Origin of the sequence: Desulfosporosinus sp. FKA (assembly GCF_002196785.1) — a bacterium.
In the GTDB taxonomy this organism is placed as follows: Bacteria; Bacillota; Desulfitobacteriia; order Desulfitobacteriales; family Desulfitobacteriaceae; genus Desulfosporosinus; species Desulfosporosinus acididurans.
Map to the genome: position 1 here is coordinate 138,763 of NZ_NAHZ01000010.1, position 21,963 is coordinate 160,725.

A 21,963-nucleotide genomic window follows, 5' to 3' on the forward strand; every position below is an offset into this window, starting at 1 on the left:
CTCCATACACCATCCTATGCGACAAGCCTAAGGTGGTGCCGAAGCAGATTTTATATTAAGGCTATCATTTAGTTTAGTTACAAGCGTTTGTAATATTTTTTCTAGTTTTAGATGTTTTCTCCTATTTATTGGTTTGTTTTTTCAAAATTAATTCAAGTATTTCAAAAAAACAAACTTCTTTCTGATTAAACTTTAGATTTATGTTATAATAATACAATAAGTAGCTAAAAGATAACGTAATTAATTTGTAAAAACTATTATAATAAGTATATTGAGAGGAATGTGTGTATGAGTGCAGCTAAAGTAATGATTGTCGATGATTCATTTTTTTCTCGAACGCTTCTTGCCGAAACTTTGCAACTTGGGGGATGTGAAGTTGTAGGAGAAGCGGATTCGTTCGATTCCTTAATCGAAACCTATAACAATTGCCAACCTGACATTGTTACTATGGACATCGTTATGCCCGGTACTGACGGATTCGAATGCAGCAGAGCACTTCTGCTGAATGATCCCTCAGCTAAAATAATACTTGTAAGTTCAATGAAAGATGAAGAAACGGAGGCTGAGGCTAGACGGACAGGCATTGCCGGATATGTCCAAAAGCCCGTTGATGGCGAATATCTCTCGAATATCATTAAGAACATACTATCGCCGGACACTCTATTTGAGGAACTTATTGAATCAGCTCCCGGAATTTTTAATGAAGCGCTTTCGCAGAATATTACACGTATGACTAAGACGCCAGTATCTTTCGAATCTATGGATACCTTCGGTGACACTTATGTATCCCAAGGGATTACAACGGTTATCGGTATCATTGGACGCTATTCCGGATCTGTGATTTTGGATTTATCAAGTGAGGCTGCCGAGCAAATTGTTGAAGTTCTTTTACATCGCCCCAGCAAAAACCACGAAGAAGTATTGGCAATGGTCGCGGAACTCGCCAATATCATTGCAGGCGTCGCTTGTTCGATGCTCAACAAAAAGGACAAATCCTACAGTTTACGCGTATCTCCTCCCAGTGTGTTTTTTAGCTCAAGCTCAGAAATTGCCAGTCCCAATTTAAAAATTCAGGCCTCCTATGCTCAAACAACCTTTGGCCCTGTATTTCTAGGAATTGGTTTTAAAAAAGGAGCGGCATCATGGATATAAATCTCATTAATCCGCTCATCCTATCATTTATAGACATCCTTCCCCAAATTGGTTTTCAGTCAGTGGAACGTAAAGCCCTCTCCTTAGTCGAATCAACGTTGGATTACGATGGAGTGCTTGTAAATATATCTTTGGTCGGAGTGTTAAAAGGTGCTATCTTAATTGGTATGAGCTTAGATTCTGCTAAAGAATTTGCATCCAAAATGATGATGGGTATGCCGGTGACGGACTTTGATTCGCTGGCCCAAAGCGCGATCTCAGAAATGGGGAATATGGTGTGTGCCAATGCTTGTACTCAATTTAGCAAGGTGGGCATAGACGGACTTGATATTTCTCCTCCGGTCCTGCTTATTGGTCATAATGGACAGGCCACTTTACCCGTTCCTCAAACCATAGCGGTTCAGTTTCTCGTTGATGGTATTGAGATTAATGTGTACGTAGGGTTGATTGAAGTAAATGGTTAATTAAAGTAGCCAAAATATAAGACAGCGGCTGCCGCTCTGAGAACTCTAGTGTTCTCGGAGCGGCAGCCATTTTTTTGTTAACTAGAACAAAATACTTCCTCTTAATTCCCAATTGAGGATGACTAACATACCTTAACTATAAGAGCAATATTTTATAACCCAAACCAAGGAGGTACGCAATGCCAACCTTCATCTATCCTCCCTCAATACCTTGGAATTGGATGTTTCAACGACCTCAACAACTTCTTGGGCAATTTTCCTCATCTGGACACACGGTTCTATATGAAGACCTGGGGAACTTTCCTCATCCTAGAATCAGGAGCTTATCCTCAAGTCTACATCTCTGTCAAGGAATTTCAGCCCTTGAGGTTTCACATCTACGACCACGTATACTTTGGTTAACAGTTCCCTCTCATATTAACGTTATTTCCAATTATAATCCTGATCTCGTTATCTACGATGCTGTTGATGAGCCCAAAGAAGAATTTGCAAGTTGGGCGCCCTATTACCCTACTATCCTTGAAAAGGCGGATCTTATTTTTTGTAGCAGCCAAAGCATCTATAACTATTTTTACCCAAGGCATCCTCAGGTATATCTGGTTCCTAATGGCGTAGATTACGTGCATTTTTCCCCCTCTCCCACTAGCCGCCCCAAGGATCTGCCGATAGGCAAGCCCATTATCGGCTACAGCGGTGCAATAGCTCCTTGGGTTGATTGGGAGTTGCTTAAAAGCGTGATCCAACAAAATAATGATCTTAACTTTGTATTTATCGGGGCCCTTTTTCAGAAATATAAATTTCCGCTAAATTTTAAAAACGTTTACTATTTAGGGTTGAAATCTTATTATGACCTGCCGACTTACCTACATTACTTTGACGTTGGATTAATACCATTTCTGCTAACAGAAATGACAAAGGGATGCAACCCCATTAAACTCTATGAATATTACGCTGCGGGAATTCAGGTATTAGCCACACCTCTGCCCGAATTGCTCCCAGTTCCTAAAATCAATCTTGAAAGTGATCCCCGTTTATTCTCCCTTCGCTTACGTCATCTCTTAACAGAAAAGGATTCAAACAAAGCTGAACGAATGTCCTATGCTCACGCAAACGATTGGACACAACGAAGTGGTAGAATGCTTCAGCAAATTTTTATAATGACTAGCCAAAATCAAGAAAGCGTGTAACACCCCACAGAACTATGGAATACAATACGTTGAAAACGTTGGAAATCCTGCACAGTCTAACTTTTTCTCGATTCAATAAAGGGGGGGAATACACACATGCTATTTGAAACCCATGCTTGGGTAACCCTCGACAACGCAGTCGCCATATATAACGTATACAGCGACGTGCTTGTCGCCACCATCCCCGTAGGAATTGCGCCCGCTTTCCCAAAACGTACGCCGGATGGTATCAAAGTTTTAGTCCCGAATCAAGGAAGTAACACCGTCTCAATCTTATGTACCTCTACAAATCGTGTCTTAGCAACCATTCCGGTGGGGCTTGCTCCTACTGCCGTAGCCATTGACCCAACCAGTACAACAGCCTACGTGACAAACTCCGGAAGCGGAACAGTTTCTGTCATCAGCATTCCAACAGATACAGTAGTTGCAACAATTACCGTTGGCTCGAATCCTGTGGACGTAGCCATTGCTCGCGATGGCAGCCGCGTTTATGTCAGCAATAGTGGCAGCAATTCAGTTTCTGTCATTAATCCAGTAACAAATACCGTTATAGCCACAATTCCAGTCGGAACTTCGCCTGACGGTCTAGCAGTCAGCTTAGATAATTCAAAACTTTTTGTTGTTAACAGCGGAAGTAACAATGTCAGTGTTATCAACACTTCAAACAATACGTTGATAAGTACAATTCCTGTTGGTTCAGATCCTCAAAAAATCGCAGTCAACCCTGTCAACCCAGTCTTCATGTATGTAACCAACTTTACCTCTAACAGTGTAAGCGTCATCTCAACCACTGGACTCAATGTCACCACAACAGTACCTGTTGGCATCAATCCGCTTGGCATAGCTGTCACCGGTGATGGCACTCAAGTATGGGTTGCTAATGAAGGAGACAGTTCTATCAGCATAATTAATACCACCACAAATACTATTGCAGCTGCTCTTCCCACGTCCTTCCCACCAAGAGGGGTTACCGTTGGCAGAGTTGGATCAGCTCTATCCCCGAGTGAACCTATTGATTTGCTCGACCCTTATCAACTCGAAGAGATCACCGAATCGGTCTGTATCATTGTAGAAAAAGTTTATGCCAGCTGTCAGCAAAGAGAATGTTTCCCTGCTTTCACAGTCACATTGCCTACAGGAGTACCTCCGTTCACCTTTATCAGCATGACTTTCGCAAATGGCGTGATTGTTCCCGGCAGTATCGTCATAACTCCAATTCCATCTCGTCCCAATTTCTCCAGGGTACAATTCACCATTGAGATACCTTACACGCTGACTCTAAGAGATTCAACAGGCGCCCTGTTTACTGTAACAGGAAACCTGCCGGATATTAACAAAGATATTGTTATGTATTTCCCGCCTACTCGTCCAGAATTTGACTTTAATCTTCGTGTTGAAACAAGAACTGAAGTTTTAACAAGTCCTGTCTTTACAACAACAACTATTCAAATTGCCATCGGCAGCTTTGTCATAACTAAAGTAACCGGTGTTGTTCAACTTCTTGTTCCTGCTTTCGGCTTCTGTCCAGAGCCTCCGGCTTGTGAAGAATTCCCAGTTATTCCTCAGAATCCCTGTCTTAACTTCTTCGATACCACTCTCACTCCATTCCCCAGTGATTTCTTCCCACCACAACAGGACAATTGCTAGATACTCTATTTCTTATGACTTCTTGCCCTATAAAAAGAAAGGGTCGTCCACTGCGGCCTTTTCTTTTTACTAAACTATTTATCAGATAAGCCCTGATAAAAATAATAAGGAAGTGATCATATGGCTTTCTTAAATCGAACGACACCAAATTCTCTACTTCTAACCTATGAAAACGAATCTACCTATTTGCATATTGATTCTCAAGGATGTGCCCTTTTCGGAAAGGATACCCCCGAACCTTACTTCAGAATTCAAGAACCATTGCTTTTAGCCCACGGAATCATGACAGACTCTGAAACTGTTCATCTGGTTGTCTTAAAGACAAACGGCGAACTCTGTTATACGCTGATTCCCCGTTCTTCAAGTCCACAGACAACCTTGATCTCCAAATTGGATGTTCGGACAACTAAATATCGTCGGCTCTTTCTATTTCCTCAAGGTAAAATGATACATATTTTTTATGCTTGTTCCCACCAGGCTATTCGTGATCTCTGGCGTATTGAGCACCATTTCTGGAATGGTGCGACTTGGAACAGTGTTCATTTAGGGGAAGTTGTTCATCCGCGAGTACCCCTCTATCATGTAAACATGGATAGGCAGGGGAACCTCCATTTAGTCACCTTAACCTTCCAAGGAAGGTATTCTCTCCTCTTTACAAATCGTTTTAATGGAACATTTCACATATGGGGCTCACCGACTCAAGCCCTGAAGATTTCCGGCGAAGTTATAGATATGACCGCACTTATGACCTCAGACAATGTTCATCATCTATTTTGGGCTGTTAAAACTACTAATGGGCAGTTTGAAGTTCGTTGGGCACAGCAAACGAATGCCCTTGAACTGACGGGAGAATGGCTCCCATCGCCCGCTCCCATAAGAACCCTCTCCTCTCCTTGGAAAAATCTCGGCTCTTTGGAAGTTAACGGCGTTATCTGGCTTTTAATCCAAAGCGAAGAAGAAATCCTGCTGTTTAATGATGGCGCAGGTTGGAGGTTGGTTTCCACACACACGCCTTTCCATCAGCCCTTGCAGTGGGTTCATAAAAGTAAACGAAATTTCCATCAAACGCTTTGGTTAGAAAGTCAGGTTGAACGACGTACTCCGGTGTATTATCGTGAATTGGGTTTAGTTCTTTCCACTTCGCCTCAACTTGCTACTTTTCAGTCGCTCTCAACTAAAACAAGTCCCTCAGCTCCTCCCCCTCCTGTTCCGGCCTACTATCCCGAAGTATCCTCAGCAACTTATTATCCCATTTCCCCTGTTTCGACCTCAGAAAATCCCCTAAATGTTAATGATCCTCCAAAAGAAGCAGATCCTTCTTCAGAGGTTATCCAAGATATTCCCGAATCACCAACTCCTTCTCAGGAGGAAGATCCGCCTCAATCTCAGCCCCAACAAGAAAACCTTCAACTCGAACATCTAATCACAACTGTTACCCACTTGGAACAAGAAAATTCTAATCTGAGTCTCACGTTACAAGCTATAATGTCCAAATTTGACCAGATCCTTAATGCCCTCTCAGAAACTACTATTTCCAAAAACGATGTCAATTTCTCTGAAGATTTAAAAGAAGCCCCGGCCACGCCCGAAGTCCCTGTCGAAGAATTGGAGCCTTTTAAAGAGGCCATGTCAAATCTCGAAAAAGAAACACAAGGGCTCTCTCAAATCCTGCATAAAATGTTAGCCAAACAGGAGGAAAATGAATCCTCTTTAGAAAGTCTCGGTATGCAAATTTGCCAGCTTCAGGAGAAGACCGAATCGAAAAATAAAGGGGGCTTTTGGAACAAATGGATCACCTAAACTTACAATCCAACCTTGCAGAAATCTTATCGAAATATCCTCAAACAGCATTTGTATTTAAAAAATTCGGGATCTCAACAAGTGGCTGAGGGGCCAAAAGTTTACTCAATATGAGTATTGAGCAGGCTGCTCAACGTTATCATCTTAATTCAGCAACTCTGATCAAATCCTTAGAGGTTGTTATGAAACAATTCGGCGACGAGTGGAGACATTATTAATGAACTTATTATTTTTGAACGATTCATCATTGTTGAGCTATGGCTTAGCATCGGGTTTTTCTTCTTCTGATAGTTTTGAATATCTTCCGGTCCATTTGGCCGATTGGGAAAATCGTTTGGACCGCTTATTAAGAAAACAAAGACCAGATTTCGCTTTTGCTGAAGGAGTTTCAATTTCAACAGTAGCTCGGAGACTCTTTCCGCTTCTACGTCGTTATTCAGTTCCTCTCGTCTATTGGGCAATCGACGATCCCCCCGACTGGAACCGCATGTCCCGTCCCTTAGCGCGCGGGGCCAGTCTTGTACTTACTCCAGCCAAAGAGTGTCTGCCCCTATATCAGAGAGACAAAATTCGAGCGCATTACTTTCATTTTGCCTGCAATCCATCGTTTCATCGACCCGTTGAGCCGTCCTTTGATCTCCAAAGCGACTTACTGCTGGTGGCTAATTACTATACATCCTATCCTCAAAGGAAAACTGGTCTCGATACAATCCTCACTCCCTTACTCAATGAACCGTTTCATCTGAAAGTATACGGCAACGAACATTGGCTATCAAATTCCGACCACTATACGTTACCTTCAAACATTTACCAAGGTTATTTATCCTACAACCGGCTGCCTTGCGCGTATTCTTCGGCAAAGATTGTACTAGGTTTGCATTCAGTAATAACCTCCCCAACAATGATGAGTATGCGCACTTTTGAAGCATTAGGATGTCAAGCTTTTTTCTTAACCCATTGGTCACCAGCACTGGAAGCTCTTTTTAAAAACCACGTTCATCTCGTCTGGAGCCGCCATCCCGACGAAACGATTGAGCTCGTCCGTTTTTATCTAAACCGAGATGATCTCCGACTCAAAATTGCTCGCCAAGGCCAAGAGGAAGTATACCGCAACCATACATATAAACACCGGATACAATCCGTTCGAGCAATTCTCGAAACCTTATAATCGCTGGCTCAAGTCTCCTTCAGATTCTGGTGATTGAGCTAATATGAATAGGAGGCTTTCGATGAAAGTACTTTTTCAAGCACGCCCAGATCTCATGAAAAACCCTGCTGGAGATACAGTTCAGTTGATCTCCACAGGCCAAAATCTAATAAAACTTGGAGTTGAAGTAAATTTTTCCGCAGACCCCAACCTTGATTTAACCCTTTATGATTTAATACACATATTCAATATTACACGAGTTAAGGAAAGTTACATGTTTTTTTGCAACGCTCAAAAACAACACAAGCCAATCCTTATATCACCAATTTATTGGCCGCCAATTGCCTTTCTGAAAAGAGAGGGCATCCATCCCAATGCCTTAGCAATTTGGAAACATATGCAGCCCATGCGTGACCGATTAGTTAGGGAATGCCAACTCTTACTCCCGAATAGCCAGATGGAGATGGATGCTCTCCGTCAAGATTTCCCTAAAGCAGCAAACTATATAGTTATCCCCAACGGATTCCCCGATGCTTTTATAGGTGTTAATTCAGATGCTTTTCGCCAACAGTTTCCCCATTTACCCCAAGAGTTTGTGCTCTGTGCGGCAAGAATTTCGCCACGTAAAAACCAGTACTGGTTAGCGAAAGTTGCACAAGAACTTAGTCTTCCGGTTGTCTTATTAGGTCCTATAAATGACCAAGCTTATTTCGAAAGTGTGACGCTTTTTCCTAATATTTATCATCTTGGAACGCTACAGGGAGAACTTCTGGCCTCAGCTTATTCAGCTGCCAAAGCACATGTCCTGCCAAGTTGGTTCGAGACGCCGGGTTTGTCCAGCATTGAAGCTGGAGCATGCGGTACCGTCGTTATTTCCACAGATCAAGGAAGCCCTAAAGAGTACTTCCAGGATATGGCCTTATATGTGCATCCATTTGATAATGAAGGTTTACGTCTTGCCCTCGAGCAATCCTTTCAAGCATCACCTTTACCCTTAATGCATCACCTGCGCCAACATTACACCTGGTCCAAAGTTGCCGAGATGACCTACGAAGCTTATCAAACCCTCCTCTAACAAGATGATATCCTCAAACCAAAAAAACGAACTTCACACCACTTCACTAAGTGGGGAAGTTCGCATTGGATTAACAAGGTTTCCTCTAGTTCTAATTAGAACAGGTCACCATAATGTTCAGTAGTTAGTCCTACTGCACAAGCATATTTCAAAAAGCTATTGACGCTTGCTATAACAATACGGAGATCAACTGTTAGGAGTTCAATGCCAACTAAGGAAACTCTAACATATCCATCAATTACTATCCCTTTTTCCAAAATGCGGTCAACAACTTCTGCCAGGCTTGAGGAATCGACATCCTTTTTCATAAGGTTTACCCCCTCTCTAATTATACCTTAGAATGAAACTTGTCCTTGTCCTTGTCCTACTGTATAATATGCTCAGTTTTGGACATGGTGCATAAATATAGTTATTTTTTACTTAACAGAAAACTAAAAGAGCTGTTCTGAAAACTCACTTCTAAAATTTCGAAGTGAATGGCGAATACCCAAAGGCGTTCTCGCTTCACTAGTATATAGTGAAATGAGAACGCCTTTATTGATTAGGTACAGCTCCATCTTAAACGTTAAGTACGATATCTTGGCCGCTTAATAGTTGCATCATTCTCTAATACCTCTGCAGGATTTCCCACGCTCTCCTCATCCTGTAAAGCAATTTGCGCAGGCGCAACAGCTTCCAAAGCTGCAGGTTCTTGCGCTCTAGCCCTCGATGAAAGATAAGGATCATGTGCCCACCAATCAATGCCCATTTCTTTGGCTTTATCGACTGAGGCTACAAGCAAACGAATTTTTATGTTCAACAGTTCAACATCTGCTAAAGATATTTTAATATCTCCAGCAATGACAATCCCCTTATCCAAAATCCGTTCTAAGAGATCGCCCAAGCTACTGCTGTTATTGGAGTGTTGAATTGCCAAACCGCTTCCCCTTCTTTCCTCTCTACATTAAATTACCCAGAGGACCCAGATCTAGATTAAGATCACTTTCCTTTAAGTCAAATATCTCACGCATTTCAATCATTTTGTCATCCAATTTTAGAAAAGTTTGACCCATTTCTTCGATTTCCTCATCGGTCAAAGTTCCGCCTTCAATACGCCGCAAAGCTTCATGTTCCATAACTCTTCTCAACAGTTCCACAACTGTAAGTACCAATTTTGCCAATCCTTGATCCGGATTACCTTCATTAGCATTAACACGCCCGATATTGCTGCTTTCTTCGAAACTGCTTAAATTTTCAGCTATCTTAGCACCGGATTCATCATTTTCAATCATGGAAACACCTTCCTGTTTACCCACTGGGATGATTCACGCAGCAGGTGTTTTTCGGATTTTAAGGACAGTGAGCTAAAATGAAAAGGAGGCCAAGGACCTGTATAATTGATAGTCCAATCACAATTAACAGCAAGTGATTCTAATTTATGAATAAACTCTCCTCTAAGGGAATTAGGCACTAAGAAGCTCGGACAAATTCCTGACTCAATAGTTTTAGGAACCTCAAACCATGAGTCTTTGATCAAAGGAGTTAACGATGAACGCAAATCCTCAACTAGTTCTCGAGTCCGTGCTACTTCTCTAGCCAAAAACTCATGCCTGACTCTCAACCGATTAAGGTACTCCTTTCCACTTTGCACATTTTCCTTGTCTCGAAGATTAGGAAACTGAGCTGAGTCTCGTTCCTTATGTGCTAAAATTAAGCAATACTCAGAGCAGCCATCGACTTTGGCGAAACAATCTTCAAGTTCTTTGGTATATTTGTTCAACAGTTCGACTAAATTGATCTCACTGAAAGTTATAACACCCGCCTGAATTGGCAATATGGTCAGATTCAACTCATTGATTCTTTCATACCATTGTAACATCGCATACAAGAAATCTCGTTTAGAACTAAATGTCTCCTTAGGGGAATCACACCAAAGGACACTATACTCTCCTACTGTTGTACATTTTACCCACAATGGTGCTTCACATGGCAAATCCGCGCCATAGCGAGTGAACGCCAAAAGATAAAGTTTCTTCATACCGACACATCTTTCTTCTGATGACTACCTTCAAGCATAGTTTGAACGGAAGTAAGAACGAGCTTCAAATTTAAATAAACCAAATCAACATTCCCACAGCTTAGAATTAAATCTCCTGAAATTACAACCCCTTTATCCAGCAATTTTTCAACGACTTCGAGCAGAGTAACTTCTTTTGTATTGGCAATATCACCCACCTGCTATTTCCTCCTCATTGTTTAGCCTTGAAAAATGATAGGCGGGCCAGGGACCGGATACCTCAACCATAAAACCTAAAGAATCGGTCAATTCATCAAATGCGTTAAGTTTTGTATCCCATTCTTGACGACGTTCCTCCGAAACTAAATACTGCGCGGCAAATACAAGAAAATAATTATCTTGAACTACTACCTCCGATTTTTCTAGGAGGAGGCTTTCTGTCGAAATGCTGTTTAGGTCTTGATAAAATGATTCTCCATAATCATTCATCATTTGTTCCATTTCTGCCTTGAGCTTTTTCTCCCATTGGAGTTTTTGAAAATACCCCCCGCCATTTTGGTTACCTGAATAGGGAAGATCATTATGAAGTTTTGCCAACAACTGTTGACTATTAACTAAAACCTTAACTTGCATTTCATAATGATTCTCCAGATGATTGAGATCATTTTCTATTTTCTCGGTATTCACTGTAAGTTGTTGTTTGACGTTATCGGCATTCCTATAAATCGTACAGAAAGGAAGAGGAATGACCGTCCTATCTTCCATTGCTTTCAATATAATTTCTTCATGACGACGCGCATGGCTCTCAACCCAGACCATATCCTCCATATGGTTGTGAATTGATTCTTCACTGTATTCTTCTCGGGAAACCGGGCAAACAAGCATACTTAGACTGCCGCTTTCAATAAGATGGCATGGCCTGTCCTCCATGCCAAACAATGAAATCGGTTTTTCAAGAGTCTTTGTAATGCCAATAGCGTACAATAACTCATCCTTGTTGTCCTGAGGCACTTGATGCTGGACGCTATTGACGACTAATGACAAGGGCTTCGCTTTTAAAAAGCCCTGAGCTATTACTGCTTCACCGCTTTCTCTTAACTTCGCCATAATGACTTTTTCTAGTTCTTCGAGCACCTTTTCTGCGCACTGATTTACAAGTTTTTCAATACTATTTTCCCACTCTTCAAGGGACCATTTCATTCTTCAATCCCTCTTTCTCTCCCTTCCATTAAACGTTCAAAGAGTCGCTTTTCGTATTCCCGATATTCTTCTAAGGTGATTTCATGATTTTCCAACATATACTGATGTTGACTAAGCTCTCGCCGAATTGCTTCGGGACTGTAATACTCTGCTTCTGCATGTTCAATCACCTGTTTTATCGCCCATATCGGAAACCGAAACATATCATTCACCTTCTATCGCTGAAATTCAAAGTACCGTTATTTGACATTCACAAAATGATGCGGAGCCCACGGACCAGTATATTTAAAAATCATAGTTTCCGAATAAATTGCGTAAAGCTTGCCTACAGCTTGGTCAAATGCATCTTCTTTGGAACGCTCCACTAAATATACGCCATCAAAAGCCTGAAATTCATCCATAGGCTCTTTGATTACTAACTCAGCTGCCAATGGTCGCAGCGCTGCAAGAAATGATTTTTCTAATTCCTTACGCTCATAATCTGCAGTTTCCATAATTGCCTTTCCAAATTCCACAACATCATAGCCCTGACCCTTTCCCCGTTCCAATTCTTTTTTCCAGCGAGCCAAACGCTTGTTTTTCAGCATTGTCTCTTGGAAGCTCTCCTTTTTCCACCACACCTTGAGCTCTACTTCTATTTTATCTTCCAAATATGCCAACAGTTTCTGATAACTCTTTTTCTCCTTGCGAAGGATTTCTTGAATTTCTTCTTCTTTATTAAATAATGTTCCAAAACGTAAGGGAATTACCGTCATAAACTTTATCACCTGACATAATACTTCTGTATAACGACTCATACTTTCCCTTGTTACCATAGTTATTGACTCATCATTAATCTCAGCGCACAAGAGCCCTAGTTCTCCCTCAGTGACAAGGCAAATTTTCTCTTGCTTAAAGGCAGATGTTATTAATTCGGCGTTTTCAGAATTCACTCGAATAATTCCGTAGGCATAATACAAATTCTCCACTCCTTAAACCTCATCTGCACCAGGCTCAAAAACATTCACTTCTCGCGGCACTCAATTTCTAAACACTGAATTCTAAAAAAGAAAGTCATGTCACGACACGACTTAATAATCTTCAGAATTCATATTAGTGAGTTGATCTCTTTCTCTCAAACTAATCCTCTTGTATCCTAAGATCTCTAAGTTAATACTTACTTCGACCTCATAAATCCCAACAACATCGTCCAGAGCCCGTCGCCGCTGGTACTCGGAATCCTCGATTGTTTCAACTTGAACTAACCAAGTATCCTCATAACGCTTTACGCCAATGACATGAGCTTCTTTTTCTAAAACATCTTGAAAGAAATCTTTGACATCGCTAACTAATTTGTGGATATCCATGCTTTAGCTCCTCCTTCAATATTCCATTATGGAAGAGTCAGCTAGGGTTAGCCCAATGGCGGAAGCGTATTTCAGATAGGTATCCACTGAAGCGATGACAATGCGCGCTTCAATGGTGATAAGTTCAATTCCTACTAAAGAAATTCTAACAAAGGCATCAATAACAATCCCCTTGTCAAGAATTCGGTCAATGACCTCCGTTAAATTAGTCGACTCTACGCTTTTGATCAATGCCATACTCTGACCCCCTCCCAACCTTGCCTAACTCATATATATTAGCTGGGGGCAGAAATCATGACAGATTAGTTTAGCTGCATGAAACTTAAATTCTATTTCTCTTCAAGATCTTCTCAAGCTTTTGCAGCTCTTTTTGAACAACCTGAACCCTTTCCTCAATTATATTAACCCTCTTAGCTATTTGCCCTCGCTCAGCTGTGAGTCGGTGCAGTTCCTGATCGTAAACATGCATCTGAAAGTAGCTTGGTTTATGGTCATGAACTAGTGGCCGAATTAGTTTCGGTCTAATAGGCGGTGATTGATGCAATTATTCTCACTTCCTATCCTCTGAAATATACTTTTCTAATTCAGTTCTAATGCGTTCCAGCAATTGATTATTGCTAACATCATCACTCTCATAGAAAATCTCCGAGCCGATAACATCCATTAACACCTGAAGAAATACAGGGTTTTCGCTCAGAGGTTTAAAACCCCTGGTCGCCAGGATTGTTGCAACCATAATAGAAGCCCGTATGCTGGGTTTCTTGACTGAATTTCTCCGAATTCCACGGATGATGTCGACAATCCTTGCCGCTTCGCGCCAGGGTAATCCTGAACGCCCTGAAACTATAGCCACTTCCGATTCTCGGTCTAATCCTCTTATTGGAATAGTTATAACACGATCCTTCAAAGCGTCTTGCAGTATATGCACTCCTGCGTATTCTGACGGATTACTGGTAAAGATTACCGAGAAGTCAGGATGAACACTCAATTTTGTTTCTCCTTTTTGCAAGGTAGACAAATCAAGTGTCCTTTCCTGCAACACGGCAAGCAGGACATTATTCGTCTCTGGCTTAGAACGAGTAAAGTCATCATAGACTAAAGTATACCCATTCCTACAGGCATGAGTGATCCTGCCATCGTACCAGACACTATCCATTGCTTCCTCGGCTTTCCAAACAGAATGAACATAGTTATCGAGTACTTTCCTTCTACGCATCCCCGAGTTTCCGCCCACTAAATCTGAGGGTTTATACTCATCATTACCCTGGAGAGTCACTACCGGACGACCTAATAACTCTGCAATATGCATGGCTAATGCAGTTTTTCCTGTACCGGCCGGTCCACAAAAATGAACAGCATATCCTGCCTGGAGATAGAGTACTGCACGGTTCATTAGATCTTTAAAATATGCGGTCTCTATAAATGCATCCGGCATTACCTTACCTCCCTATACGTTTTCTAGTCGCATACTCTCCAAATTTGCGTTCTTTTTTCCCTTCAACTATCTTCGTACCAAAAAGATACTCCCCTGCTTTATACCAACCTTTGAGTTCTTCTTCACGTTCTCCTGCCCATACCATTCTTTCTTCTACTTGCGATTTAAAATTTGACACCAGTACCTTCTTCATGTCGGAATGTTCAACCTCGAAATTTTCAAGCAATTCTTGGGCACTTTCCAAAACCTGCTTGATAGCCACCAGCTGATTTCTTTGATCAACCTTTCTCTGTTCAGCAAGTTCATCTTTATCGTTTTTTACCTTTGTCCAAATTTCAGTTTGTATCGTTTCTAATTCATGCTTCCTTTGGTCAAATTCCTCACATAACACATTCCCTAATTCAACAAGATTCATACTCATTCTTACTTCCCCTTTGCAGCTAAATGAATGGGAGGGAGTATTTCCCCCTCCCATAAAGGATTTCTAAATCGTTAGATTAAAAGTCATGGTGCATTTCTGTTAATCCAACAGCTGCTGCGTATCTCAGCCAAGTATTAACACTTGCAATTACTACACGAGCATCAACTGCGAGCAATTCGATTCCAACGAGAGAAACACGCACATAAGCGTCAATTACAATACCTTTTTCTAAAATCCGATCCACAACTTCGGCCAAACTTGAGGAGTCAATGTCCTTTTTCATTTTTCTGCCACCTTTCTAAATTTTAGAAGAGGATTTTTGGGATATTGCGCTAGATTTACTTTTCACCTTCCCTCAATCTCTTTCATTCCCAATTTATGTGAATTACTCAAAAGGTGTGCAAGCTTTTCTAGCTTTTAGCAATTAAATCCCTCTCTCCGTTTCCCTACACTCTATGTGCTATGGGCTCTTCTCGTTACCGTAAAAAAGGCATTCCCTCAATTTCAAAATCAACTTTTAACTACCCTTTAAGATTGTACCTTTTCCATTTCTGCATCAAAGTGTTTGCAATCACTTCAAAGTCAGATGACGCTGTGAATATTATTTTATGTTCATCAATGCCATCTTTAGTAACAATACAAAGAAACTTCTCGTCTAACGCATATTTCTCATCAGTCTCTCTTTTAATGTTCGGAAGTTTAGGTACCTCAGAGATAATTTTTATCGAATCAATCTGTGATAAATGGAAAACTTTGCGGTTAAAGGCTATAGCGTCCATTGGATGAAACGAGAGAGCCATTGTTCCTTGCTTTAACTCAGGATGACCACCAATCATTTTGATTACTTTCGCAGCGTAGGGTTTCCCATATTTTTTATCTATTTCCTTATAAACATTGCGGGATTTTATGAAAACAATAGCTAATGCAACTACTAAAAAAAAGCAAAGTCCTATAACAATTGTACTCATCACATTAATCTCCTCCTAACTGGATGTGGAAATTCATCACTTCATCCGGTCATTCTCACAATAATTATTTCCTCCTGCATATAATAATCATCTTCCAGATCTTCCTGTTCTCATGAGCCATTTAAACGACTTAATAAACGCTCTATCGTGATTTGTAGATCATTTTTTACCCGTGCAGCTTTTACACTAATATTAAGAAAATCAAGCGCTCCTACAACTGACCCACATTCAACACACTGAATAAAGAGTACTGCTCGTGTCGTTCCTTCCAGATTATTGGCATAAACAGCTTCAAATTTTTGACCCCCACATTTCAAGCATCGTGATTGAGCCATATGAATTCCTCCTTATTAAAATAATTACAAGTTTAGCTAACTATTGACTACAATTCTCCTCCCAAACATATAATTTCATCGCCTTGTTAGTATAGTATTCATGTTTAGACGTAACGATTTAGTTTTGAATAAGCACTATACAATCTTTATTAAGTAAACTTATCTGCTAATTTAATGTCATTACTACAGCTTTTATTTCAAGAAACCTTGAGACATAGTTTAGAAGCCCAATATCAGGGCTCCTTGTAAATGATTATCTTCTATTAATTGGTATTCTTCCATGCCAAAGGTCCAAGCTAAAACAGAACAAGGGGCTGTTGCATAATGAATATCCATAAAATCCTGCTACTGTCTCCTTGTTTGGTTTTGTCCGACCGTATGGAAAAAATCATGAGCAAAATTGGCTCCCTTGCCAATGACCAAGCCGGTTATTACAACTCCGGTTATGGGATTGATCGCATTAACATTGAGCAATTGCAAAGCATTAACATCGCATTGAAAAGCAAGAATTAACCCAAACGTTAAACTCAACAATTCCAACGTTAAGGGCCTGAACTTATTCGGAAAAATCGGAATTGCATATACGATATCCTTAAAGATATCAACCAATTTTTCAACCACCACGGCCAATATAGATATTAAAGCTAAGCCATCCACAGCAAACGCCCCTCCAGATATGAATCTCTTGTGATTCAGTATATTTTGAAGGATGACAATCTGTTCCTCCCTTACCTAATTTTGAGCCTGAACCCAAACTCTCAAGGAGGTTAAACCTAGGGCCTCAAAGCTTAATCTGGCATAGCGTAAAAAAACTTCCGGGGCAACCATAATTATGGCTTCTGGTTCCACGTTTTTTCGTTTACCGATATTCAGCCAATGAAAGCCGTCAGGGCTTAGTTGAGCCTGCACATAGACGAGTTCAGGTCCCATATTGTATATGGCAAAGGAATAACGGGAAAGGGCAGAAACATCACGAATGGTTGAATAGCATATAACTTGACCAACTGAAACTTCTTCGATGCTTTCTTGAAATCCATGACCACTTATTTCAACTTGAGCCCGTCCAGTACTGGTTGTGGCCAAAGGCACTTGCTTACTTCCATAGATTTGCACTTTGTCACGTTGAGATGTTAAATTTCGAATATCCCCATGCACTTTCGCTTGAACGTTAACCGGAATGTTTAGCGGAATCGGAGTCGCAAGCTGGATTGGTTTTAAAATTTCTCCAATGGATTGAATATGTTCGATCGGAGGACTAATTGGTTTGTTGATCATTCTTCTGAAACGTTTAGGGATTAGTGGGTGAGCCACTAATTTGTAGAGTGCTAATTGGCCTTGACCCATGATTCCCGTTTCCAGACGCAGACCTTCAATCTCCGGCTCGATGTTTATTAATTTCCTAAATTGCACCATTTCCTGAGTGTTTGACCCAGAATTAAAGCAAAACATCCTAGGCAGCAAAATATCTCCATTAGCAAGAATTGGATAAAGATATAGAAATACTTGCAAGGCAGGTTCCCGACATTGAAAAACCACTTTTACCAGCCAATGCCTCTTGCCGCTAACCTCTATGGTACTGTCATTTGTTTGGATAATTCCCGCCTTAACGCTTGCTGAATTAATAATTTCTACGCCAACTCTACCTTGAGATTCCTGCATAAAATTCCATCTCGACGCACAATTTCCGCCAATGGGCAGCCAGTATTGCGGAAAATCTTCATGTTCACAAGCTTTTTGAAAATCACCATTACAAATTCGATTTGTCACAGTCTTTTTCATAGTTAGCCCCCTGTCTTGGGCAATTGTTTCAATTTATCCTATAGATTAATAGGCACAAATAGCACTTAAACTTGTAACAAACTAAAAAATATTATTTTTAAGCAACTTTAATATCAGCAAGATTAATGATCCAAAAAATGGGCATTGATTCCTTTCGTATTTCGTGCTAAATTAGGGTTGTACAAAGGAATTAATAAGAAGATAAAGATAATTGCGCAAAACTAAAACCTCCCGACGGGGAGGTTTCTTTTCTCTTTTCTTCTTTTTCTTTTATCTTTTATCCAGTTTTTAAGGCCCCCACTTCTATAAATATAAGTTGGGGTGGGTCCTTCGTAAACTTCAGGTGGGGTAGAGTCCCCATCTGAAACCCCGATGTTCAGATTTAGCTGAACGAGTTCACTTTACTTTCTATTACACGTTCATTGGCACGAGTTTTATAGTCCCCCAGGCAGCTAATTGGTCATTCTTAATTGCCAGACATCCCTTGATTCCTGGGATCTGAGAGGCAAATTCAACGGTTTTTTCCAAATCCCGCTCCGATTGTATTAAGTTTCCGCAAGCAGTTGCTACAGCATCCGCCAAAGCTGCAGAAGTAGAAAGAATAACTACGGCATCAGCCTTGCCAAAACTTAGCGAAGGACCCACTTTACCGGAAGACGTGCATATTCCAAGGGGAGTCTGTTCCGGATGGATTTCAAGGGCTATCCGGTTTGACAAAGGGGAATCTCCGGCGAAGATTCCGACTTTACGAATGCGAGTCGTTTTCATGAAAATATCTCCGCCGTTTTCCACGATAACATCCCGAGAGCGTTTGGCTATCGCTTTTCCTACCCACTCAGCTACTGCTCCCGCCACAGCCGCCATTGGGCCTACACCCGCTAAACGACCGGCTTCAGACATGGTTTTAACGATCAAGGGGGCATCCTCAGGTACTTCATAAGGAATTAAGGCCTTTTGAAACCCTGGGTCTTTTTGAATATACGTCTCCAAGGGCTTGCGGCAGGAACAGATTGTATCCTCGATCCATTTCACCAATTCTGGAGAAAAACGTTCTTTACGAATCCCGATATCCAGATCCGTTTCTTGCACCATCACTTGAAAATGCTGCAGGTCATCTTGGCGATGCAGCTGCCGGTAGGTACGTTCTGAAAAGTCCACTTAGAGATGAACCTCCATTGCCCGCATCGGGCAAATTTTCGTACATAGCATACAAACGATGCACTGGTCTTCATCAAAATGAACCTCCATAGAAGGACGCTCGATGTATAAAGCCCCTGTGGGGCAAAGTCCCGTACAAGCTCCGCACATTACACACTTTTCTTCATTGCGGACAATTCCTTGTTTAAGATCTTGGACAGAAACCCCCAACTCACGCAAATATGCGAGCCCTTTTTCGCTCTGATCTCCAGTGACCTCTAACACCATAGTTCCCTCTTTTTGAGGATTAACATCTGCTCTAACAATATTAACAACTAAGTCAAAGTCCTTAACGAGACGATAGACGATAGGCTTTACCGAGATATCGGATCTAAAGCGCAAAACGATTCTTTTCGGTGCCATAATCAAACCTCCTTAATACTATGAGCCACAATTCCATCTGCCGGTGACGGGAGGGACTTAACCGGCTCAGTTAATAAGAAGTCGCCCTTCTGGATCCATTTTTTAAGCGTCGCAGCAACCTCCCGAGCTCTTGGCATACTTGACAAGGGTGAGGTTTGGATTTCTTTGCCCTGCACCGTTATCTTGCCGCTTTTCAGTTCTGCATAACTGACGTACCCCAAGTTTCCAGGAGTAAAGGAGGGATACGCTTCTCCGTAGTCTACTATGGGGGCAAACAAATCTTCATCCTTCATAGCAGCATAGCGAGTAATTTCTTCATTGAGCAGCGGAATTGGTATTCCAATTCCCACGCTAAGCGTTGCTCCGTAGCCTAGAAAGCTGGTACCGACCAGCCACTTAGGACTCATCTGTTTCAGATCTCCGATAACAGCAAGAGTCCCCCCTGCGCCGCCAAGCTCTTTTCCATCGACATTCGTCATGGCCGGGAAATGCTGAGTCCCGTTCCAGGCCACATACCCCACACCGCCGCCGAGGAAAATCTTCGTACCTACACCAATCGTTTTAAAATGAGGGTCCTTTAGAAGAGGACTCAGTTCTCCTGAGGTGGAATAGTTTGCATTACCCATTTGGGGTTTCAACATACCCATGTAAGTGTAAACTGTCCGATCAGTTAAATTCACCGCACAGTTATAATTCTGATAGGCATTACGCGGATTAAAAAGAATGGCCTCATTGATCTCATCCAGCGTTATCATAGTTTCCACGCTCTTGCGGGGATAACAATTCGTTCCATAAGCTATAGCTTTTAGTTTAACAGGTTTGCGAGCTACCAAGTCTTGTATGACATGTCCCCCGCCATAGCGGAACTCGCCAGGGAAATTACTATTCAAGGGATCTTCCTCAGGCAGCTCTGCTGCCCCAAGATAAGCGTCAACAGCTGCAATTCCCGCATAAGCTGATACACCGTTGAGCCAGACCTTCTGCATTTTCATGCGCGGCTTCGTATGTCCAAAACTCAAAAAAGCTCCTGAAGAACACATTGGAGCAAAAGTTCCCGTTGTGACAACATCGACCTCACGGGTTGCCTCTGTAAGCCCTTTTTCCTCTACCAACGCTATTAGTTCCTCTGCTGTAACAACAACGGCTTTCCCAGTTTTGATCTTAGCGTTAATCTCTGCGTATGTTTTCTCAATACTCATAAAAGACCCCACCTCCAGATTTTCTTTCGCTTTATCCTTGTATTCTTTAAGAAATTCCCCTTCTAAATAGAGTGATCTAGAGCCAGGACCTGAAAAATCCCTTTCGAAAACCTATACATAGGCATCGAAAAGGCCTCTTCTAGTTCGAAGAGGCCAAATTATTCATCGACACTCCTCTTATCTATCAGAAGAATTCACTCCTGCAAGAATTAGCACCATACCTTGCGCAGACAAACATTGTCACAGCAAAGCGGGTTGCCGGGTTTCATTGGGCTAGTCCCTCCACCACTCCGGATAAGAGCATACTTATTCAATTCACTACGCTGAGTCTAACATGTGTTACATACCATGTCAATATAATCTCTGTATATTAATACAGAAGTTACCTCTTCGAATCTTTGTATAAATTAATGATTGACCAGGGAACTATAAATGCATCACGAGGAGGGATAAGAATGGAACAACAAGATCAGTTCAAAGCAAAAAAGCGGCCCTTTCCAAAGCGTGAAGATCTCCCCTGCGGACATTCAGCAGACCAGGATGGGCGCACAGATTATGGCAGAGATAAAGAAACTACCTTTCCTCAGTAACTGTTTTATCAGGATTCGCCTTGCCTTAATGTTAAGACTCCTGGAAGCCCAGATACTCTAACAGCAAAAAAATAATCAACGAGGATTAAGGAGGCCTATTTAAAATGTCCAATAAAGCGGCTGATTCAACCAAAACAGGAAAACCCGATCGAGGCAAAAATTCACCCTTTAAAAAGAAGACACCACAAAACCGGGTTTAAGACCCGGTTTTCGTCATGAAGCACACCTAGCCATTACAAAGTAAATTAACTTAAGTCGCTATTAAAATCTATGATGCTCGCACCTGAGGATATTATCCCAAATAGCTTTCTGTTATAATAAAGAGGATTGTATCTTAAAATATTTCTCATAGAACCATGAACAGGCGGTGACAAGTCTGAAATCGACAGTAACTGTCTCCACCTAAGTATAGCAAATAAGCCATCGGGCGATGACTTAATGTAAAAATATGGGTGGATAAATGTTGGGTCGTTAAGTTTCGACGGCCATGATCCGAAAACCCCGAGCTTTGGCCAATAAAATTGCCTGTTCAACAGTAATTTCACGGTCAACTGGAAGAACATTTGATTTTTTATACAGATCCGGGTTATAGGGTTCTTTCTTCTTTAAGATGTGATAAATGGACATTAACAGCATTCGCGAAATGGCAATAATGGCGCGTT

29 protein-coding genes, 1 pseudogene and 1 riboswitch are annotated in these 21,963 nt (G+C 41.4%); of the genes and pseudogenes, 8 read left to right on the top strand and 22 right to left on the bottom strand.

Going from position 1 to position 21,963, the window contains the following annotated elements; translation table 11 throughout:
• The first annotated feature begins 288 nt into the window (after nucleotides 1–288).
• From B5771_RS01620 to B5771_RS01650, 7 genes are all read left to right on the top strand, one after another.
• Nucleotides 289–1,152 carry a response regulator gene (locus tag B5771_RS01620; RefSeq protein WP_242966694.1) on the top strand — a complete coding sequence of 288 codons (864 nt, stop codon included), beginning with the start codon at nucleotides 289–291 and terminating at the stop codon, nucleotides 1,150–1,152.
• Nucleotides 1,143–1,616 (top strand): chemotaxis protein CheX, encoded by a 474-nt coding sequence (locus B5771_RS01625; protein WP_088185957.1) that lies wholly within the window; start codon nucleotides 1,143–1,145, stop codon nucleotides 1,614–1,616. Before B5771_RS01620 ends, B5771_RS01625 begins: the two co-directional genes overlap by 10 nt.
• Nucleotides 1,617–1,795: 179 nt before the next feature.
• The gene (locus tag B5771_RS01630; RefSeq protein ID WP_088185958.1) at nucleotides 1,796–2,803 is read left to right on the top strand and encodes a glycosyltransferase family 1 protein; all 1,008 of its coding nucleotides are present in this window, start codon (nucleotides 1,796–1,798) and stop codon (nucleotides 2,801–2,803) included.
• Between the two features lie 96 nt (nucleotides 2,804–2,899).
• Nucleotides 2,900–4,450 carry a YncE family protein gene (locus B5771_RS01635; protein ID WP_047808712.1) on the top strand — a complete coding sequence of 517 codons (1,551 nt, stop codon included), beginning with the start codon at nucleotides 2,900–2,902 and terminating at the stop codon, nucleotides 4,448–4,450.
• A gap of 120 nt (nucleotides 4,451–4,570) precedes the next feature.
• Nucleotides 4,571–6,250, top strand: a complete 1,680-nt coding sequence (locus B5771_RS01640; RefSeq protein WP_088185959.1) for a hypothetical protein — start codon at nucleotides 4,571–4,573, stop codon at nucleotides 6,248–6,250.
• A 217-nt stretch (nucleotides 6,251–6,467) separates the two neighbouring features.
• Nucleotides 6,468–7,418 carry a glycosyltransferase gene (locus B5771_RS01645; RefSeq protein ID WP_088185960.1) on the top strand — a complete coding sequence of 317 codons (951 nt, stop codon included), beginning with the start codon at nucleotides 6,468–6,470 and terminating at the stop codon, nucleotides 7,416–7,418.
• Nucleotides 7,419–7,479: 61 nt separating this feature from the next.
• A complete protein-coding gene (locus tag B5771_RS01650; protein WP_088185961.1) occupies nucleotides 7,480–8,472 on the top strand; it encodes a glycosyltransferase in 993 nt (330 codons plus the stop codon).
• Between the two features lie 95 nt (nucleotides 8,473–8,567).
• Here the strand turns inward: B5771_RS01650 and gvpA are convergent, their stop codons facing one another.
• From gvpA to B5771_RS01755, 21 genes are all read right to left on the bottom strand, one after another.
• Complete coding sequence (gene gvpA / locus B5771_RS01655) at nucleotides 8,568–8,780, bottom strand: gas vesicle structural protein GvpA (RefSeq protein WP_047808708.1); 213 nt, start codon at nucleotides 8,778–8,780, stop codon at nucleotides 8,568–8,570.
• Between the two features lie 257 nt (nucleotides 8,781–9,037).
• Entirely contained in the window at nucleotides 9,038–9,388 is a 351-nt protein-coding gene (locus B5771_RS01660) for a gas vesicle protein (protein ID WP_088185962.1), read from the bottom strand.
• Between the two features lie 22 nt (nucleotides 9,389–9,410).
• Nucleotides 9,411–9,743, bottom strand: a complete 333-nt coding sequence (locus tag B5771_RS01665; RefSeq protein WP_088185963.1) for a gas vesicle protein K — start codon at nucleotides 9,741–9,743, stop codon at nucleotides 9,411–9,413.
• Nucleotides 9,740–10,489, bottom strand: a complete 750-nt coding sequence (locus B5771_RS01670) for a GvpL/GvpF family gas vesicle protein (protein ID WP_088185964.1) — start codon at nucleotides 10,487–10,489, stop codon at nucleotides 9,740–9,742. Before B5771_RS01670 ends, B5771_RS01665 begins: the two co-directional genes overlap by 4 nt.
• Nucleotides 10,486–10,686, bottom strand: a complete 201-nt coding sequence (locus B5771_RS01675) for a gas vesicle protein (protein WP_047808704.1) — start codon at nucleotides 10,684–10,686, stop codon at nucleotides 10,486–10,488. The genes B5771_RS01670 and B5771_RS01675 overlap by 4 nt, the downstream gene beginning before the upstream one ends.
• Nucleotides 10,679–11,668, bottom strand: a complete 990-nt coding sequence (locus tag B5771_RS01680; protein ID WP_088185965.1) for a GvpL/GvpF family gas vesicle protein — start codon at nucleotides 11,666–11,668, stop codon at nucleotides 10,679–10,681. Before B5771_RS01680 ends, B5771_RS01675 begins: the two co-directional genes overlap by 8 nt.
• The gene (locus B5771_RS01685) at nucleotides 11,665–11,871 is read right to left on the bottom strand and encodes a gas vesicle protein GvpG (protein WP_088185966.1); all 207 of its coding nucleotides are present in this window, start codon (nucleotides 11,869–11,871) and stop codon (nucleotides 11,665–11,667) included. Before B5771_RS01685 ends, B5771_RS01680 begins: the two co-directional genes overlap by 4 nt.
• 36 nt (nucleotides 11,872–11,907) lie before the next feature.
• A complete protein-coding gene (locus B5771_RS01690; RefSeq protein ID WP_088185967.1) occupies nucleotides 11,908–12,636 on the bottom strand; it encodes a GvpL/GvpF family gas vesicle protein in 729 nt (242 codons plus the stop codon).
• Nucleotides 12,637–12,738: 102 nt separating this feature from the next.
• The gene (gene gvpO, locus B5771_RS01695; RefSeq protein WP_047808700.1) at nucleotides 12,739–13,014 is read right to left on the bottom strand and encodes a gas vesicle protein GvpO; all 276 of its coding nucleotides are present in this window, start codon (nucleotides 13,012–13,014) and stop codon (nucleotides 12,739–12,741) included.
• A gap of 15 nt (nucleotides 13,015–13,029) precedes the next feature.
• Nucleotides 13,030–13,251, bottom strand: coding sequence for a gas vesicle protein GvpJ (gene gvpJ / locus B5771_RS01700; protein ID WP_047808699.1), 222 nt, complete (start codon nucleotides 13,249–13,251; stop codon nucleotides 13,030–13,032).
• 85 nt (nucleotides 13,252–13,336) lie between these two features.
• Entirely contained in the window at nucleotides 13,337–13,558 is a 222-nt protein-coding gene (locus B5771_RS01705; RefSeq protein WP_047808698.1) for a hypothetical protein, read from the bottom strand.
• A 6-nt stretch (nucleotides 13,559–13,564) separates the two neighbouring features.
• Nucleotides 13,565–14,449, bottom strand: coding sequence for a gas vesicle protein GvpN (gvpN, locus tag B5771_RS01710; protein WP_047808697.1), 885 nt, complete (start codon nucleotides 14,447–14,449; stop codon nucleotides 13,565–13,567).
• Between the two features lie 4 nt (nucleotides 14,450–14,453).
• Nucleotides 14,454–14,870: a hypothetical protein gene (locus B5771_RS01715; RefSeq protein ID WP_088185968.1), complete on the bottom strand. Its 417-nt coding sequence runs from the start codon at nucleotides 14,868–14,870 to the stop codon at nucleotides 14,454–14,456.
• 76 nt (nucleotides 14,871–14,946) lie between these two features.
• On the bottom strand, nucleotides 14,947–15,153 hold the full coding sequence (gene gvpJ, locus B5771_RS01720) for a gas vesicle protein GvpJ (RefSeq protein WP_047808695.1): 207 nt from the start codon (nucleotides 15,151–15,153) through the stop codon (nucleotides 14,947–14,949).
• A gap of 238 nt (nucleotides 15,154–15,391) precedes the next feature.
• On the bottom strand, nucleotides 15,392–15,838 hold the full coding sequence (locus B5771_RS01725) for a hypothetical protein (protein WP_140417668.1): 447 nt from the start codon (nucleotides 15,836–15,838) through the stop codon (nucleotides 15,392–15,394).
• 110 nt (nucleotides 15,839–15,948) lie between these two features.
• Nucleotides 15,949–16,173 (bottom strand): hypothetical protein, encoded by a 225-nt coding sequence (locus B5771_RS01730; protein ID WP_047808693.1) that lies wholly within the window; start codon nucleotides 16,171–16,173, stop codon nucleotides 15,949–15,951.
• A gap of 345 nt (nucleotides 16,174–16,518) precedes the next feature.
• A complete protein-coding gene (locus B5771_RS01735) occupies nucleotides 16,519–16,830 on the bottom strand; it encodes a hypothetical protein (protein ID WP_088185970.1) in 312 nt (103 codons plus the stop codon).
• A 75-nt stretch (nucleotides 16,831–16,905) separates the two neighbouring features.
• Nucleotides 16,906–17,952 (bottom strand): DUF6385 domain-containing protein, encoded by a 1,047-nt coding sequence (locus B5771_RS01740; protein WP_088185971.1) that lies wholly within the window; start codon nucleotides 17,950–17,952, stop codon nucleotides 16,906–16,908.
• A 411-nt stretch (nucleotides 17,953–18,363) separates the two neighbouring features.
• Nucleotides 18,364–19,110, bottom strand: a complete 747-nt coding sequence (locus tag B5771_RS01745; protein ID WP_047808691.1) for a UPF0280 family protein — start codon at nucleotides 19,108–19,110, stop codon at nucleotides 18,364–18,366.
• Nucleotides 19,111–19,512 (bottom strand): NIL domain-containing protein, encoded by a 402-nt coding sequence (locus B5771_RS01750; protein ID WP_047808690.1) that lies wholly within the window; start codon nucleotides 19,510–19,512, stop codon nucleotides 19,111–19,113.
• A 2-nt stretch (nucleotides 19,513–19,514) separates the two neighbouring features.
• Nucleotides 19,515–20,711: a homocysteine biosynthesis protein gene (locus B5771_RS01755; protein WP_088185972.1), complete on the bottom strand. Its 1,197-nt coding sequence runs from the start codon at nucleotides 20,709–20,711 to the stop codon at nucleotides 19,515–19,517.
• A 174-nt stretch (nucleotides 20,712–20,885) separates the two neighbouring features.
• A riboswitch (SAM riboswitch) is annotated at nucleotides 20,886–21,012 on the bottom strand.
• 154 nt (nucleotides 21,013–21,166) lie between these two features.
• Between B5771_RS01755 and B5771_RS24970 the strand changes: the two genes are divergently transcribed.
• Nucleotides 21,167–21,301: a hypothetical protein gene (locus tag B5771_RS24970; protein WP_282433304.1), complete on the top strand. Its 135-nt coding sequence runs from the start codon at nucleotides 21,167–21,169 to the stop codon at nucleotides 21,299–21,301.
• A 471-nt stretch (nucleotides 21,302–21,772) separates the two neighbouring features.
• Here B5771_RS24970 and B5771_RS01760 read toward each other — a convergent pair.
• Nucleotides 21,773–21,963 (bottom strand): annotated as a pseudogene (locus B5771_RS01760) (IS110 family transposase); the annotation flags it as partial.

Excerpts from the sequence above, each read along its gene's own strand:
- gvpJ (WP_047808699.1), bottom strand. The coding sequence starts at position 13,251 with ATGGCATTGATCAAAAGCGTAGAGTCGACTAATTTAACGGAGGTCATT.
- B5771_RS01620 (WP_242966694.1), top strand. The coding sequence starts at position 289 with ATGAGTGCAGCTAAAGTAATGATTGTCGATGATTCATTTTTTTCTCGA.
- B5771_RS01725 (WP_140417668.1), bottom strand. The coding sequence starts at position 15,838 with ATGAGTACAATTGTTATAGGACTTTGCTTTTTTTTAGTAGTTGCATTA.
- B5771_RS01670 (WP_088185964.1), bottom strand. The coding sequence starts at position 10,489 with ATGAAGAAACTTTATCTTTTGGCGTTCACTCGCTATGGCGCGGATTTG.
- B5771_RS01625 (WP_088185957.1), top strand. The coding sequence starts at position 1,143 with ATGGATATAAATCTCATTAATCCGCTCATCCTATCATTTATAGACATC.
- gvpA (WP_047808708.1), bottom strand. The coding sequence starts at position 8,780 with ATGAAAAAGGATGTCGATTCCTCAAGCCTGGCAGAAGTTGTTGACCGC.
- B5771_RS01635 (WP_047808712.1), top strand. The coding sequence starts at position 2,900 with ATGCTATTTGAAACCCATGCTTGGGTAACCCTCGACAACGCAGTCGCC.
- gvpN (WP_047808697.1), bottom strand. The coding sequence starts at position 14,449 with ATGCCGGATGCATTTATAGAGACCGCATATTTTAAAGATCTAATGAAC.
- B5771_RS01640 (WP_088185959.1), top strand. The coding sequence starts at position 4,571 with ATGGCTTTCTTAAATCGAACGACACCAAATTCTCTACTTCTAACCTAT.
- B5771_RS01715 (WP_088185968.1), bottom strand. The coding sequence starts at position 14,870 with ATGAGTATGAATCTTGTTGAATTAGGGAATGTGTTATGTGAGGAATTT.
- B5771_RS01645 (WP_088185960.1), top strand. The coding sequence starts at position 6,468 with ATGAACTTATTATTTTTGAACGATTCATCATTGTTGAGCTATGGCTTA.
- B5771_RS01755 (WP_088185972.1), bottom strand. The coding sequence starts at position 20,711 with ATGAGTATTGAGAAAACATACGCAGAGATTAACGCTAAGATCAAAACT.
- gvpO (WP_047808700.1), bottom strand. The coding sequence starts at position 13,014 with ATGGATATCCACAAATTAGTTAGCGATGTCAAAGATTTCTTTCAAGAT.
- B5771_RS01630 (WP_088185958.1), top strand. The coding sequence starts at position 1,796 with ATGCCAACCTTCATCTATCCTCCCTCAATACCTTGGAATTGGATGTTT.
- B5771_RS01650 (WP_088185961.1), top strand. The coding sequence starts at position 7,480 with ATGAAAGTACTTTTTCAAGCACGCCCAGATCTCATGAAAAACCCTGCT.
- B5771_RS01750 (WP_047808690.1), bottom strand. The coding sequence starts at position 19,512 with ATGGCACCGAAAAGAATCGTTTTGCGCTTTAGATCCGATATCTCGGTA.
- B5771_RS01740 (WP_088185971.1), bottom strand. The coding sequence starts at position 17,952 with ATGAAAAAGACTGTGACAAATCGAATTTGTAATGGTGATTTTCAAAAA.
- gvpJ (WP_047808695.1), bottom strand. The coding sequence starts at position 15,153 with ATGAAAAAGGACATTGACTCCTCAAGTTTGGCCGAAGTTGTGGATCGG.
- B5771_RS01730 (WP_047808693.1), bottom strand. The coding sequence starts at position 16,173 with ATGGCTCAATCACGATGCTTGAAATGTGGGGGTCAAAAATTTGAAGCT.
- B5771_RS01680 (WP_088185965.1), bottom strand. The coding sequence starts at position 11,668 with ATGAAATGGTCCCTTGAAGAGTGGGAAAATAGTATTGAAAAACTTGTA.
- B5771_RS24970 (WP_282433304.1), top strand. The coding sequence starts at position 21,167 with ATGGAACAACAAGATCAGTTCAAAGCAAAAAAGCGGCCCTTTCCAAAG.
- B5771_RS01665 (WP_088185963.1), bottom strand. The coding sequence starts at position 9,743 with ATGATTGAAAATGATGAATCCGGTGCTAAGATAGCTGAAAATTTAAGC.
- B5771_RS01685 (WP_088185966.1), bottom strand. The coding sequence starts at position 11,871 with ATGTTTCGGTTTCCGATATGGGCGATAAAACAGGTGATTGAACATGCA.